General features: G+C 64.8%; 15 protein-coding genes. 4 read left to right on the top strand and 11 right to left on the bottom strand.

The window, feature by feature from the left end:
- The first annotated feature begins 89 nt into the window (after positions 1 to 89).
- Positions 90 to 1,073, top strand: coding sequence for a helix-turn-helix domain-containing protein (locus H9K76_RS08080; RefSeq protein ID WP_187599405.1), 984 nt, complete (start codon positions 90 to 92; stop codon positions 1,071 to 1,073).
- Between the two features lie 31 nt (positions 1,074 to 1,104).
- Here the strand turns inward: H9K76_RS08080 and hpaR are convergent, their stop codons facing one another.
- The 11 genes from hpaR to H9K76_RS08025 all read right to left on the bottom strand — a co-directional run bounded on the left by hpaR (position 1,105) and on the right by H9K76_RS08025 (position 11,269).
- Entirely contained in the window at positions 1,105 to 1,554 is a 450-nt protein-coding gene (gene hpaR, locus H9K76_RS08075) for a homoprotocatechuate degradation operon regulator HpaR (RefSeq protein ID WP_246475383.1), read from the bottom strand.
- A 66-nt stretch (positions 1,555 to 1,620) separates the two neighbouring features.
- On the bottom strand, positions 1,621 to 2,439 hold the full coding sequence (locus H9K76_RS08070) for an aldolase/citrate lyase family protein (RefSeq protein ID WP_187599402.1): 819 nt from the start codon (positions 2,437 to 2,439) through the stop codon (positions 1,621 to 1,623).
- Between the two features lie 66 nt (positions 2,440 to 2,505).
- Positions 2,506 to 3,960: an NAD-dependent succinate-semialdehyde dehydrogenase gene (locus tag H9K76_RS08065; RefSeq protein ID WP_187599400.1), complete on the bottom strand. Its 1,455-nt coding sequence runs from the start codon at positions 3,958 to 3,960 to the stop codon at positions 2,506 to 2,508.
- Positions 3,961 to 3,979: 19 nt separating this feature from the next.
- Positions 3,980 to 4,813 (bottom strand): 2-oxo-hept-4-ene-1,7-dioate hydratase, encoded by an 834-nt coding sequence (gene hpaH / locus H9K76_RS08060; RefSeq protein ID WP_187599398.1) that lies wholly within the window; start codon positions 4,811 to 4,813, stop codon positions 3,980 to 3,982.
- Positions 4,814 to 4,820: 7 nt separating this feature from the next.
- The gene (locus tag H9K76_RS08055; protein ID WP_187599396.1) at positions 4,821 to 5,261 is read right to left on the bottom strand and encodes a 5-carboxymethyl-2-hydroxymuconate isomerase; all 441 of its coding nucleotides are present in this window, start codon (positions 5,259 to 5,261) and stop codon (positions 4,821 to 4,823) included.
- Positions 5,262 to 5,278: 17 nt separating this feature from the next.
- Positions 5,279 to 6,196: a 3,4-dihydroxyphenylacetate 2,3-dioxygenase gene (gene hpaD, locus H9K76_RS08050; RefSeq protein ID WP_187599394.1), complete on the bottom strand. Its 918-nt coding sequence runs from the start codon at positions 6,194 to 6,196 to the stop codon at positions 5,279 to 5,281.
- 88 nt (positions 6,197 to 6,284) lie between these two features.
- Positions 6,285 to 7,262 (bottom strand): tripartite tricarboxylate transporter substrate binding protein, encoded by a 978-nt coding sequence (locus H9K76_RS08045; protein ID WP_187599392.1) that lies wholly within the window; start codon positions 7,260 to 7,262, stop codon positions 6,285 to 6,287.
- Positions 7,263 to 7,306: 44 nt separating this feature from the next.
- On the bottom strand, positions 7,307 to 8,764 hold the full coding sequence (gene hpaE, locus H9K76_RS08040; protein ID WP_187599391.1) for a 5-carboxymethyl-2-hydroxymuconate semialdehyde dehydrogenase: 1,458 nt from the start codon (positions 8,762 to 8,764) through the stop codon (positions 7,307 to 7,309).
- A 48-nt stretch (positions 8,765 to 8,812) separates the two neighbouring features.
- Positions 8,813 to 9,790 (bottom strand): Bug family tripartite tricarboxylate transporter substrate binding protein, encoded by a 978-nt coding sequence (locus H9K76_RS08035; protein WP_187599389.1) that lies wholly within the window; start codon positions 9,788 to 9,790, stop codon positions 8,813 to 8,815.
- A gap of 49 nt (positions 9,791 to 9,839) precedes the next feature.
- A complete protein-coding gene (locus tag H9K76_RS08030) occupies positions 9,840 to 10,595 on the bottom strand; it encodes a fumarylacetoacetate hydrolase family protein (protein WP_187599387.1) in 756 nt (251 codons plus the stop codon).
- Positions 10,592 to 11,269 (bottom strand): fumarylacetoacetate hydrolase family protein, encoded by a 678-nt coding sequence (locus H9K76_RS08025; RefSeq protein ID WP_187599385.1) that lies wholly within the window; start codon positions 11,267 to 11,269, stop codon positions 10,592 to 10,594. The genes H9K76_RS08030 and H9K76_RS08025 overlap by 4 nt, the downstream gene beginning before the upstream one ends.
- A 393-nt stretch (positions 11,270 to 11,662) precedes the next feature.
- On the opposite strand from H9K76_RS08025, the gene H9K76_RS08020 reads away from it, so the two are divergent.
- The 3 genes from H9K76_RS08020 to H9K76_RS08010 are packed head-to-tail and all read left to right on the top strand — an operon-like array spanning position 11,663 to position 14,117.
- Positions 11,663 to 12,049 (top strand): hypothetical protein, encoded by a 387-nt coding sequence (locus tag H9K76_RS08020; RefSeq protein WP_187599383.1) that lies wholly within the window; start codon positions 11,663 to 11,665, stop codon positions 12,047 to 12,049.
- A gap of 19 nt (positions 12,050 to 12,068) precedes the next feature.
- Positions 12,069 to 12,917 carry an alpha/beta fold hydrolase gene (locus H9K76_RS08015; RefSeq protein WP_187599381.1) on the top strand — a complete coding sequence of 283 codons (849 nt, stop codon included), beginning with the start codon at positions 12,069 to 12,071 and terminating at the stop codon, positions 12,915 to 12,917.
- Between the two features lie 45 nt (positions 12,918 to 12,962).
- Positions 12,963 to 14,117, top strand: a complete 1,155-nt coding sequence (locus H9K76_RS08010) for an ABC transporter substrate-binding protein (RefSeq protein ID WP_187599379.1) — start codon at positions 12,963 to 12,965, stop codon at positions 14,115 to 14,117.
- Positions 14,118 to 14,139 lie beyond the last annotated feature (22 nt).

The following is a 14,139-nucleotide window of genomic DNA, read 5'->3' as shown; positions in this document are numbered from 1 at the left end:
CACCACCAGGGCGTTATCGAATTTGCGCAGGCCGCTGATAAGGGATTCCCTAAAGGCCTTGCGGCGCATTGCGGCGACACTTCTCCACCATGAACGAACCCTACTGGCTTGACTCCCGCATGGAGCGGGACATCGACGGATACACGGCGGCCCAGGGCGGCTGGCGGTTGCACTACGAGCAGCTGTCGGAGGGCACCTTCGAGGGACGGCTTCAAAGCGCGCGCCTGCCCGGAATCACGCTGCTGCGCGAGGACATCAACGTCGCCACGCGCCAGCGCGGACGGCTGGCGCTGGGCACCTATGGTTTCGCCACGCCCCTGCAGCCGACGACCGGCCTGTACTTCAACGGCCATGCGGTGGGATCCCACGGCATCATGTGCGGCAAGGGCGACGAGGTCGACCTGCGCACGCCCCCCTCCTTCACGTTGCTGGCCCTCATGGTCGAGCGGGAACTGCTGGCTCCGCTGTGGGAGCGCATGTACCACAAGCCCCTGGTAGCCTGGCTGGAGCACAAGCTGGTGCTGGATGCGGAGCCCCACAAGGCCGCCGCGCTGCGCGAGCTGCATCTGGCGGCACTCCGGCAGGTCAGCGCACTCAGCGCCAGCGGAACCCCTGCAACCGCCCTGCTGTCATTGCGCGACGACCTGCTCATCGAGTGGATGGAGGCCCTGCCTTCCGTGGTCGACCTGACGGAGCTTCCCAGCATCGAGCGCCGCAAGCGCCTCGTGGATCGCGCCTGTGAAATGATGCTCGAAAGCCCCGACGAGCCCCTGTCGATGCTCGCGCTATGCCAGCGCCTGGGTGTGAGCCGGCGAAAGCTCAACTACTGCTTTCAGGACGTGCTGGGAACCTCGCCACTCAAATACCTGCGCACCTTGCGCCTCAACGGCGTGCACCGTGCGCTGCGCCATGCTCCCCCACAGGCCAGTGTGCAGGACATCGCGGCCCATTGGGGGTTCTGGCACGGCAGCCAGTTTGCGGTCGACTACCGAAAGCAATTTGGCGAAAAGCCCTCGGACACCTTGCGGCGCGGCCTGGGGAACCGCAACACGCATCAGATCGACGCATGCTAGCGTGGCCCGAACGGAATCCGGGCGAGATCCGCTATTCGAAATCGGCGCCGGTGGGCGCACCAAGGCGCTGCTCGATCTGCTCCAGAATCAGGTAGAGCTGCTCGATTTCAGCGGCACCCACGAGGCGCTCGATTTCCAGATACGTCGCCTCGGAATGCGGAGCGATCTCGGCCACCAGCGCACGACCCGTTTCCGTGAGGCCGAACTCGGAACCGCGCAGGTCATCGGTAAGGTGGCCCCGCTTGATCAGGTCCTTGGACTCCAGGGTCTTGAGCAGGCGTGAGAGGCTGGGCGCGCTGATGAACGTCATCTGCGCCATCTCCATCGGCCGCAGGCAGGCATCCGCCGCCGACATCGCGCGCAGCACCCGCCACTGCTGCTCCGTCAGGCCGTGGGCCCGCAGCTCCGGGCGAAAACGCACCATCACCGATTCGCGCGCCTTGAGAAGCGCCATCGGCAGGGAACGCGAAAAGGAACGCATGGACTCGGTCATAGATGGGAGACGGGATTGTAGGGCCTGCCACCCCTGGCTCCAGACCCGTGCGGTTCAATACGTGCTGCTCTGCGCCACGGCCTGCACTCCCTTGAAGCGCGTGGCGAGCGCCCCCGTGGCCTGCACCAGCAGGCTGGTGTCCAGTCCTACCGCGACGAAGCTGCAACCCTGTTCGAGATAGCTGCGTGCCAGTGCCTCGTTCGGAGTCAGGATGCCCGCGGCCTTGCCCGCCTTCTGGATGCGTGCGATGGCATCGCTGATGGCGGCCTGCACGCGCTCATGGCCCGGGTTGCCCACATGTCCCATCGCGGCGCTGAGATCCGCCGGGCCGATGAAGACGCCATCCACGCCCTCGGTCGCGGCAATCGCATCGAGATTGCGCAGCCCGTCCATCGACTCCACCTGTACCAGCACGCAGACCTGCGCGTTGGCCTCATGGTAGTAGCTGGATCGCCGGCCCCACGCCGATGCACGTGCACCGGCCATGCCGCGGATGCCGCCCTTGCCGTCATCCTGCGGGTAGCGCGAAGCACGCACGATGCGCGCCGCCTGCTCGGCCGTGTCGACCATGGGAACCAGCAGCGTCTGCACGCCCAGGTCCAGGTACTGCTTGATGAGCATTTCGCCCACCTCGCCATGGCCCATGGGCACCCGCGCAATGGGGTGCACTCCCGGATAGGCCGCGACCGCCTGCAGCTGTGCCAGCAGGGTCAGCGTATCGTTAGGGGCATGCTCGCCGTCGATGAGCAGCCAGTCGAAACCGGCACCCGCACAGATCTCCGCTGAATAGGGACTGCCCAGGCTGAGCCAGAACCCGATCTGGGCCTGCTTTCGGGCAATCGCTTCCTTGAACCGGTTGGTGGGGGTTTGCATACGTATCCTCCTTGGAGCCAATCCCAGGGAATCTCTGCAAAACTCCCTGGTCTTCTACCCGTTATCTTAATAGCCCATGCACAGATACTTGGTGCTGACGTATTCGTCGATACCGGCCGCCCCGCCCTCGCGGCCCATGCCGGACTGCTTGACGCCGCCGAATGGTGCCACCGCCGTGCTGATGATGCCGCTGTTGATGCCGACCATGCCGTACTCGAGCGCCTCGCCCACGCGCCACACCCGACCAAGGTCGCGCGCATAGAAGTAGGCGGCCAGCCCGAACTCCGTGTCGTTGGCCATGCGGATGGCATCCTCTTCCGTCTTGAAGCGGAAGACCGGCGCCACGGGGCCGAACACTTCCTCCTTCGCAATGCGCATGCCTGTCTCTGCACCACCAAGGATCGTGGGTTCGTAGAAGCTGCGACCCAGGTGGCTGCGCTTGCCTCCGGTGATGACCTGCGCGCCCTTGCTCACGGCATCCTGCACCAGTTCCTCGACCTTCTCGACAGCGGCGTCGTCGATGAGCGGCCCCTGGGTGACACCATCCTGCATGCCGTCGCCCACCTTGAGTGCGAGCACGGCCGTCTTCAGCTTGGCCATGAAGGCGTCATACACGCCGTCCTGCACCAGCAGCCGGTTCGCGCAGACACAGGTCTGGCCGGTATTGCGGTACTTGGAGGCCATCGCCCCCTCCACCGCGGCGTCGAGGTCCGCATCGTCGAACACGATGAAGGGTGCATTGCCGCCCAGTTCCAGCGACATCTTCTTGAGCGTGGGCGCGCATTGCTCGGCCAGCACGCGGCCGACTTCGGTCGAGCCCGTGAAGGTGAGCTTGCGCACGGCCATGCTGGAAGTCAGCACGCCGCCAATGGCACGCGCAGATCCCGTCAGCACGCTGAAGACACCTGCCGGCACACCCGCGCGCTGCGCGAGCTCGGCCAGGGCGAGAGCCGACAGCGGCGTCTGCTGTGCGGGCTTGACGATGATGGTGCAACCGGCCGCCAGGGCGGGTGCCACCTTGCGGGTGATCATGGCTGCCGGAAAATTCCACGGCGTGATCGCCGCGCACACACCCACGGGCTCCTTCGTCACCACGATCTTCTTGCCACCCCATGGCGCCGGCACGGTGGAACCATAGACACGACGAGCTTCCTCGGCAAACCATTGCACATAGGACGCCGCGTAGGCGATCTCGCCACGCGATTCGGCCAGGGGCTTGCCCTGCTCGGCCGTCATGATCTGCGCGAGGTCTTCCTGGTTCTGCATCAGCAGCTCAAACCAGATGTGCAGGACGGCCGCGCGCTGCTCGGCCGTCTTGGTCTTCCATTCCGAGAAGGCGCGCTCCGCGGCGGAGATGGCAGCCTGGGTCTCGGCTTCGCCGAGCTTGGGCACGTTGGCAATCAGTTCGCCCGTGGCGGGATTGTTCACGGCGATGACGGCGCCGTCGCGCGCCGACAGCCATTGGCCGTCGATCAGGCATTGGGTCTTGAGCAGACCGGGGTCGCGTAGTTGCAAAGGCATAAAAACTCTGGTTGGTGCTTCAGTCGAAGCGAAATTGCAGCTTGCCCAGCGGGCCGTAGTCGGCCTCGAATTCATCGCCGGACTTGCCGGCGACGGGGCGCGTGAAGGAGCCGGCCAGCACGATCTGACCGGGCTGCAGCGACTCTCCCCATGGAGCCAGCTTGTTGGCGAGCCAGGCCACGCCGATCGCCGGATGGCCTTGCACGCCGGCGGCCAGGCCGGTTTCCTCGACCACGCCGTTCTGGCGCAGTACGGCGCCGCACCAGGGCAAGTCCACGGAGCGGGGATCAGCCCGGTTGGCACCCACCACGATGCCCGCGTTGGCCGCGTTGTCGCTGATGGTGTCGAACACCTTGCGCATGGCCTTGGTATGGCGGTCGAACTGTTCGATGCGCGAGTCGATGATCTCGATGGCCGGTGTCACGTATTCGGTGGCAGCGATCACGTCATCCAGCGTGATCTCCTTGCCGCCCGGCAGCCCCGGGCCGATCAGCGGCGACTTGAGGATGAAGGCCAGCTCCACTTCCACGCGCGGCGCGATGAAGCGGTTCGTGGGCAGATCGAGCGTGCGGCCGCTCTCGCAGGTGAACAGCATGGAGTCGAGCAGCGTGCCGTAGTCCGGCTCGCTGATCTGGCTGGCGATCTGCATGGCGCGCGAGGTCAGGCCGATCTTGTGGCCGATCACCCTGCGGCCTGCGGCGATCTGCATGCGTACCCATTCGCGCGATACGCGGTAGCCGTCCTCCACGGTCATGCCGGGAAAGCGCTTGGAGAAATGCTCGATCTGCTGGCGCGATTTTTCGCTGGTATCCAGCTCATGGGCGAGCTGCTTCAGGAGTTCGTCGGAAAACATGGATGGATTACTTCTTCGCAAACAAGGGATGCAGGGTGCTGTGCTTGGCGTCGTACACCTGGCCCGGTGCCTCATCGACCTGCACGGTCAGGCCCAGGTGCTTGCGCGGGTTGGCGAACAGCGGCGCCAGGTGCTCCCTGGCACATGCGGTGATCGCATCGCCCGAGGCTTTCTTGACCGCATCGGTGCGGCCGCCGCCCATGCGCAGGTTGATGTAGATGAAGCCATAGTCGCCATCGCCGCCCGCGGCGACCCCGGCGGCCCCACCGTCCGAGACCGCATGGTGCGGCGCCGGATAGGCATAGACGCGGGTGCCGCCGGTGGGGAATACCTGGCTGCCGTCTTCGGCGCGGATGGTGAGCATGGTGTCGGCAATGCCTCGGCACAGCCGCGTCATGTCAGTGTGCGGCTCGAGATTGCCGGTGTAGAAGATGACTACATGGGGCACGGTAACTCCGATCGCCTTCAGAGCCTGCCGGCCAGCGCAACGCCGGCCGAGGCCTGCGCCTGTGGAATGGCACTGCCGTCCTGCGGCGTGACCGGGAACACGGCGTTGATCTGCCCGGTGCCCGACGCTGCGAAATAAGGCGAGATGACTTCCGCCTTGCCATCGTAGGCCGACCAGCCCAGCGCGCCCATCAGCATCGCGGTGTCGTGCATGAAGCCCTCGCCATGCCCCTTGGCCGCATATTCCGGCAGCATGCCGCAGAAGGTGTCCCATTCGCCGGCCTGCCACAGGCGGATGACCTCGCGATCGAGCTGCTCCAGGAAGGGGCTCCAGATCTTGAATGCGAAGTCGGGCGCCTGGCCGTTCTGCGCGAAACGGTGCGAAAGCGACCCGCTCGCCAGAATGGCAACAGTGCCGTCGTACTGCTCCTCGATCGCGCGGCGCATGGCCCAGCCCAGGCGCGCGCTGTCATTGAGGTAATGCGCCATGCACATCGCGGAGACCGAGATCACCTTGAAATGCTGGTCCGCATTCATGTAGCGCATGGGTACCAGCGTGCCGTATTCCGGGTGCAGCGTCGTGGCATCGTGCGCCAGCGTCTCCACGCCGAAATCGCTGCCTGCCTCGGCCAGCAGCCGGCCCAGTTCCGGATTGCCCGGGAACTCGAAGCCCATGTTGCTGATGAAATGCGGCAGTTCGTTGCTGGTGTACAGCCCCTTGAAATGGGCTGCGCAGTTGATGTGGTAGCTCGCGTTGACCAGCCAGTGCGTGTCGAAGACCACGATGGTGTCAACGCCCGCTTCCCGGCAACGCCGGCCAATCTCCTTGAGACCGTCGATGGCATCCTGGCGCGAGCCCTTGCGCGGGCCGTCCAGTTCGCTCAGGTAAATGGACGGGACATGCGAGACCTTCGCGGCGAGTGCAATCTTGCCCATGATGATTCTCCCCTTATGAACGATAACTTTTCATCCTGATTTCCCAGGCTGACTGTTTGTACGATGACGATGGACGCGGCGCTGCCATTCAGCCCATCGTGATGTTGGCGCGGCGGATGATCTCGCCGTACCTGGCGATCTCGCTGTTCACGAAGCTCGAGAACTGCGCGACCGTTCCCGCCTGCGAGACCACGCCGCTCTTGGCGAAGACCTCGACCACGTTGGGCGTGGCCAGGGCCTTGTTCACCTCGGCATTGACCCGCTGGACGACCGCCTCCGGCGTGCCCGCGGGCGCGAGCAGCCCTTGCCAGGAATTGGACTCCAGGGCGGCGCCCTGTTCGGCCAGCGTGGGGACATGGGGTGCAAAGCGCGAACGCTTGGCGGTGGCCATGCCCAGGGCGACCAGCTTGCCGCTTTCGATATGGCCGCGAAACTCCGACCAGTTGCCAAACATCACGCCGACCTGACCACCCAGAAGATCGGTGAGCGCCGGCCCCTGGCCCTTGTAGGGTACGTGCACCATGTCCACCCCCATCATCTGGCACAGCAGCGCGCCCGACAGATGGGCCGATGTGCCGTTGCCAAAGGAGGCATAGGTCAGTGCCCCGGGCTTGGCCAGGGCCGCTTTCCTGAGGTCATCCAGGTTCTTCAGGCCGCTGGACGGATGGGTGGCGAGCACATGCTCGGACAGGCCCATGAGCGCCACGGGCTGCAGGTCCCTGGTGGTGTCGTAGGGCAGGCTCTTCACCAGCGTCTTGTTGGCCGTGAAGCTGTTGGCCACGCAGACAAGGGTGTAGCCGTCGGCTGGCTGCTTGGCCACGTAATCCACGCCGATCACGGTGCCGGCTCCCGGCTTGTTCTCCACGATGACACTCTGGCCGAGCTGCTTGCCGAGCTCGACGCCGATCAGGCGGGCCACCATGTCGGTGGTGCCGCCCGGCGTGAACGGCACGATGATGCGGACGGGCTTGGCCTCGGGCCAGCTGCCGCCCTGAGCCCAGCTCGCTTCGAGCGTGGGCGCCAGGACGGTCGCTGCCGATGCCTGCAGGAAATGACGGCGTTGCATGTCTGTCTCCTCAAGCTATCAATACACAATGCGCCAACACGCTCTTACACGCCCCAGTGCGGGATGTGATGCGAGCCCATGGAAACGGCGACGTTCTTCGGTTCGCAGAACACTTCGTAGCTCCAGGTACCGCCTTCGCGGCCCGTGCCGGAGGCCTTGGTGCCGCCGAAGGGTTGGCGCAGGTCGCGCACGTTCTGGCTGTTCACGAAGCACATGCCCGCCTCGATGGCAGCCGCCACGCGGTGCGCCTTGCCGATGTTCTCGGTCCAGACGTAGCTCGAGAGCCCGTACTGGATGTCGTTGGCGAGGCGGATCGCCTCGGCCTCGTCGCTGAACGGGATGATGCAGGCCACGGGGCCGAAGATCTCGTCCTGCGCGATCTGCATGCGGTTGTCCACGTCGGCGAACACGGTGGGCAGCACGTAGTTGCCCTTCTTCACGCGATCGGGCACCACGGGCGCGTCGAGGCCGCCGCACAGCATGCTCGCTCCCTCCTTGCGGCCCAGCTCGATGTAGTGGCGCACCTTGGCCAGGTGGCCCTGGCTGATCATGGGGCCGACGATGGTCTTCTCGTCGAGCGGGTCGCCCACGGTGATCTTCTTGGCGCGCTCCACGAAGCGGTCCACGAATTTCGCGTAGATGCCCTTCTGCACCAGGATGCGGCTGCCGGCGGTGCAACGCTCGCCGTTGTTGGAGAAGATCATGAACACGGCGGCGTCCAGCGCGCGCTCGAAATCCGCGTCGTCAAAGACCACGAACGGGCTCTTGCCGCCCAGCTCCATGCTGAACTTCTTGAGGCCCGCTGCCTGCACGATGCGATTGCCCGTGAGCGTGGAGCCCGTGAACGAGACGGCACGCACGTCGCGGTGCGCGACGAGCGGCTCTCCCGCGTCCTTGCCGTAGCCGTGCACCACGTTGAGCACGCCCGCGGGAACACCTGCCTCGAGCGCCAGCTCGCCCAGGCGCGCCGCCGTCATCGGCGAGAGCTCGCTCATCTTGAGCACGGCCGTATTGCCGAATGCCAGGCACGGGGCCACCTTCCATGTGGATGTCATGAACGGCACGTTCCACGGAGAGATCAGGGCGCACACACCCACCGGGTGGAACAGCGTGTAGTTCAGGTGCGTGGGCGTGGGATAGGTATGGCCGTCCACGCGCGTGCACATCTCGGCGAAATAGTAGAAGTTGTCGGCCGCGCGCGGAATGAGCTGTTTGCCGGTCTGCGCGATGACCTGTCCGCAATCGTTGGTCTCGGTCTCGGCAATCTCGGGAACGTGTTTGGCGATCAGGTCGCCCAGCTTGCGCACGATCTTCGCGCGCTCTGTCGCGGGCGTGTTGGCCCACTTCGGGAAAGCGTCCTTGGCGGCCGCCACGGCCGCATCGACATCGGCGGCACCGCCCGAGGCGACTTCGGCCAGCACCTCCTGCGTGGCGGGATTGACGGTCTCGAAATAGTCCTTGCCGGCAACCGACTGGCCGTTGATCAGGTGATCGATTCTCATGGTGTGCTCTTTCGTTTCTGTGTCTGTCTATCTGTCTGTCGGGTGGGTTCAGTCCAGGGTGATGTTGCGGCTCTTGATGAGCGCATGCCACTTCTGCCGCTCGGCACTGACGTAGTTGATCATGTCCGGCGCGTTGGTGGGACGTGCTTCCCACCCCGCGTCATAAAGTTTCTGCCGTACACCCGGATCGCGCATGGTCTTCTGCAGCTCGGTGCTCAGGCGCTCCTGCACGTCGCGCGGCGTGTTCGTCGGCACGGCCAGCCCTTGCCAGGTGTAGGCCTCGACGCCCGTGAAACCCATTTCCCTGGCGGTGGGCACATTGGGCAGCTGGGGGATCCGCTCGGCGGACATGGCCAGCAGCGGGACGACCTTACCCGCCTTGACCGCGCTGACGCCGCTGGGCAGGTCGAGCATCATCAACGGCACCTGCCCGCCCATGAGGTCCTGCAGCGCGGGCGCACCACCCTTGTAGGGCACATGCAGCATCGACACCTTGGCTTCGCGCTGGAACAGTTCCAGCGCCAGGTGGTGCGGGCTGCCGACACCCGCCGTGGCAATGCTGTACTTGCCCGGAGCACCCTGCAGCGCGGCGAGCAGGCCCTTGGCATCGGTGAAGCCCGAATTGGGGGCCGCGGTGATGACCAGGGGCGAGCGTCCCATCATGCCCAGCAGGGCAAAGTCCTTCTGCGGCTCGTAGTTGAGCTTCTTGTACAGCGCGCTGTTGTAGACCAGCACGCCGTTGTCGGCCGACAGCACCGTATAGCCGTCACCCGCGGCCCGTGCCACGAGTTCCGAGGCGATGATGGCCCCGGCGCCGGGACGGTTGTCCACCACGACGGGCTGCCCCAGCTGCTGCGACAGTTGCGCGCCCGTGGTGCGTGCGAGGAAGTCCGTGCCGCCCCCCGCGGGGTAGCCCACGACCCAGCGCAAAGGCTTGTGGGGATAGCTTTGTGCCGACACTACCGGGCTGGTCAGCGAGGCGGTTACGGCGAGCATGGCGGCGGCGAGGCAAAGATTGCGGCGCATGGCACTTGTCTCCTGGATGAAATCAGGTTTGGAAATGAATGATGGGAAATCAGGCTGCGGCCAGGGTGTTGACCAGGGTGCCGATACCGTCGATCTCGGTCTCGACCACATCGCCCGGCTGGACGTTGACGACACCGTCGGGCGTTCCCGTGAGGATGACGTCGCCGGGCTGCAGCGTCATGAAGCCGCTCAGATACTCGATCAGCTCGGCCACGCGGTGGATCATGTCGCCCGTGTTGCCGTTCTGCGTGACCTGGCCGTTGACGCGGGTGCGCAGGCCCAGGGCATGCGGATCGGGTACGTCGGCGGCGTCTACCAGCCAGGGGCCGATCACCGTGCAGGCATCCCGGTTCTTGACGCGCAGGTTCGGGCGGTAGAAGTTCTCGAGGTAGTCGCGCACCGCATAGTCGTTGCAGACCGTGTAGCCCGCGACATGGGCCATGGCGTGATTGGCGCTCACGCGGCGAGCGGTCTTTCCAATCACCACCGCCAATTCGCACTCGTAGTGCATGAAGGCGGCGCCCACCGGACGAGGCGTTTGCTCGCGATGCCCCACGAGGGAATTCGGTCCCTTCAGGAACACCAGCGGAGCGTCCTTGCTCGTCACGGTCAGCTCGCGCGACAGTTCCTTCACATGGTCTGCATAGTTCAGGCCCAGCGCGATGATGGTGCCGAACGCCACCGGAGGCAGCCATTGCACATCGGTTTCAGCCAGCAGCCTGCCGTCAGGCAATTGCACCTTGCCGCCCTGGCCTTCGGTGACGTCCAGCGTCTTGCCCTCGAAAAGAATGCGTCCGCGCTTCATGCCTGCGTCTCCTTCGCCACACCGTGGCTCAACTCGCCCAAGCCGGGCACGGTGATCCTGACCTGGTCGCCCGGCCGGGCAACAGGCGAGCCCTCGCCGGGGCCGAGCAGCAGCACATCCCCCTCGGACAGCGTCATGAACTCGGTGACATCGGCCACCAATTGCGCCGCCGGCCGCACCAGCGTGGCGAAGCTGCGCTCGTAAGCACGCTGGCCGTTGATGCTCACGCTCAGGGTGGCGTTGTCGATGTCGAAGCCAGGCTGGCTACGCAGCACCGCGCTCACGGGGCAGAAGCCGTCACGATTGCGCTGCACGACAGCCGGACGGTAGTAGTTCTCGTGCGGCAGGGTGACGTCGCTCACCACCACGAAGCCCGCGACATGCTCCATGGCCTGGTCCACCGAGACGCGCGTGGCCGTGCGGCCGATCACGAGGCCGATGGTGGCATCAATGCGCACCTCACCGGGTTCCGCCGGAATCTGCACCACGGCGCCGCTGGGCACCAAGGTGTTGCGCGACTTGATATAGAGCACAGGTGCCTTGGGTGCCGCCTTGTAGGGCGCGCTGTCGAACTGGGGCTCGAGCCGCTCGACGGTGGCGCGGTCATTGAGCAAGGCGCCATAGACCGTACCCAGAGGTCGGCCATCGCCCAGGATGGGGTGCTGCAACTGCATGGTCTGCATTTAATTAACAAGATAATAATTACCATGTTAATTACATGAGTGTCGGTTGAAATCAGGGTTTACCCTAAATTTCAAAGGCAGCACCATTTCGGCCCCTCGGGTGCCGTCAGCCCGTCACAGGAATCCTCATAGGTTCTCTGAGCAATCACTTTATGTGATACCCCCATGCCTGCAGGCGACTGCACAAGGACGGGACCGCTTCCTATAGTTCAGCCTCATTCGCCTGCACGCCAAACCACCCCCCCGGCGGCTGCGGGATGCCCATCATGAAAACAGAACCCCGAGGTATCGCGGGCGTGCCGTCCGCTGTCCTGCGCGCCTGCCGATCTCGCAGCCGGCATCACGCCACGCGCCGTGCACCCGGGCCCTGAGGAGACGATAAAAATGAAAGAGTCCCTGGAAGAGCGGTTCGCATCCATCGAGCCATTGGTGAATGCCAACCGTAGACTGGTGCATCGCGGCCGCTACCTGACGGCCAGCATCAAGGTGTGCGTGGGTGATTCACCGTTCATGCTGGAGATCCGCGGCGGGGAGATCCATGGCATCCACCGGCAGTCGCCCTTGTTTGCATCCGCCGACCTGGTCATCCAGGCGACGGAGGAGGCATGGGCAGCCCTGTGGGAGCCTTGCCCCCGCCCCGGCTGGCATGACCTGTTCGCCCTGACCAAGCGCGGCGCCATGCGCATCGAAGGCAATTCCCATGTGCTCTTTGCCCACCTTCAGTACCTGAAGGATGTCCTGTGCGCGCCGCGCCGCCGCCCCGCCCCGTGACCCAGTCCAAGGAAATGCAATGACAGCCACCATAGAACCCATCGTCGGCAGGTACGTGCACGTCAACATCATGGGCGATGCGTGCCGCGTGTACTTCGAGGAATGCGGCCAGGGCATCCCGCTGCTGTGCCTGCACACCGCCGGGTCGGACGGACGCCAGTTCCGCCACCTGCTGTGCGACGAGGACGTCACCTCGAAATTCCGTGTGATCGCATTCGACATGCCCTGGCATGGCAAGTCCTACCCGCCCCTCGGATACCAGGACAAGGACTACGAGCTCACCACCGAGCGCTACGTAGCGACCATACGCGCATTCGCCGCCGCGCTGGAGCTCGATCGCCCCGTGGTGATGGGTTGCTCGATCGGCGGCCGGATCGTGCTGCAGCTCGCCCATGCCCATGGCGAGGAGTTCCGCGCGCTGATCGGCCTCGAAGGAGCCGACCACCAGCCACCCTGGTACGACACGAGCTGGCTGAACCGCCCGGACGTGCATGGCGGCGAGGTCTGCGCGGCACTCGTGTCGGGCCTGATCGCGCCGCAAAGCCCGGATGAGTACCGCCATGAAACGCTGTGGCAATACAAGCAGAGCGGCCCTGGCATCTTCCGCGGGGATCTCTATTTCTACCGCGTCGACTCCGACCTGCGCGGCAAGCTCGATGGCATCGACACGCGCCGCACGCCGCTTTTCCTGTTGACCGGGGAGTACGACTTCTCGTGCAGTCCCGAAGACACGCTCCGCACGGCCCGCAGCATCCCCGGCGCGCAGGCCGTCGTGATGAAGGAGCTCGGGCATTTTCCGATGAGCGAGAACCCGCGGCAATTCAAGAAATACATCACGCCGGTGCTGCAGGCCATTGCCCAGGCCTGACCCCGTTCCTGATTCCAGACCCATCCAAACCCAAGGAGACTGAACATGAAGAAGATTGCCATCACCGGCCTGCTGTGCCTCGCCGGTACCGCGTTTGCCCAGGAAGAACTCAAGATCGGGGCCATCGTCACGCTGTCGGGCGCGGGCGCCGCCTGGGGACAGGCCATGCTCTATGCCACCGAGCTCGCCGCCGAGGATGTCAATGCCAAGGGCGGGCTGGAGGTGGGCGGCAAGAAGTACAAGGTCAAGGTCGTTCCCTATGACGACAAGTACCAGGCCGGCGAAGCGGTGACCGCGGCAAACCGCCTGGTCTTCGAGGACAAGGTCAAGTACATCATCGGCCCGGTGGGCTCCGCGGGGGCGCTCGCCGTGACGCCCATCATGGACAAGAACAAGGTGGTGATGCTCACCCTCGGATTCACCGACAAGGCCTTGGGAAAGGACAAGCCGTTCAACTTCCGTCCCAACCTGACGACCATGGAGACGTCCCAGCCCCAGATCAACTGGATCGTGAAGGCCAAGAACATCAAGAAAGTGGGTGGCCTGTTCCCCAATGACGAAACCGGCCAGCAGATCGCCCAGGATCTCGAGAAGGCCTACAGCAAGGCCGGCGCCCAGCTCAACGCCAAGGAGTTCTTCGAGCGCGAACGCGTGGACATGATGCCGCTGCTCACCCGCCTGATGGCCAAGGGCGTCGATGCCATCGAGCTGGACGGCAATGCGCCCGGTACCGCCGGCCTGATCGTCAAGCAGGCGCGCGAACTGGGTTTCAAGGGATTCATCATCCGCAGCGGCGGCCCCGCGACACCCGAGATCGTGAACGTGGCCGGCAACACCGCCACCAATGGCATGCTGGTGAACACGCCGATCAACCCCGCCAACACAGCCGTGAAGGCGTACTCGGACCGCTACCTTGCCAAGTACAAGAAACGCATGAACGGCTTCAGCCCCGCGTTCTATGACGGTACGCACATGCTGTTCCAGGCCATGTCCGCCGCAGGAACGACGACCGACACCGAGAAGGTGCGCGTGGCGCTCGAGAACATCAAGGACTTCAAGGGAATCCTGGGCACGCTCAACTGGACTGGTGCCGAGGTGTATGGCGCGGCCCACCAGATCAGTGCGCCGTTCTACATCGCCCGCGTGCAGGACGGCCAGGAAGTGATCGAGGCAAGCTGCTCGCTCACCGAGTGCAAGTGATCCGGCTCCTGGCTCGGCGCTG

It is taken from the genome of Diaphorobacter ruginosibacter (genome assembly GCF_014395975.1).
GTDB lineage: Bacteria > Pseudomonadota > Gammaproteobacteria > Burkholderiales > Burkholderiaceae_C > Diaphorobacter_A > Diaphorobacter_A ruginosibacter.
Note: the sequence above shows the minus strand (reverse complement) of the source record. Positions and strands in the feature narration are given on the sequence as shown.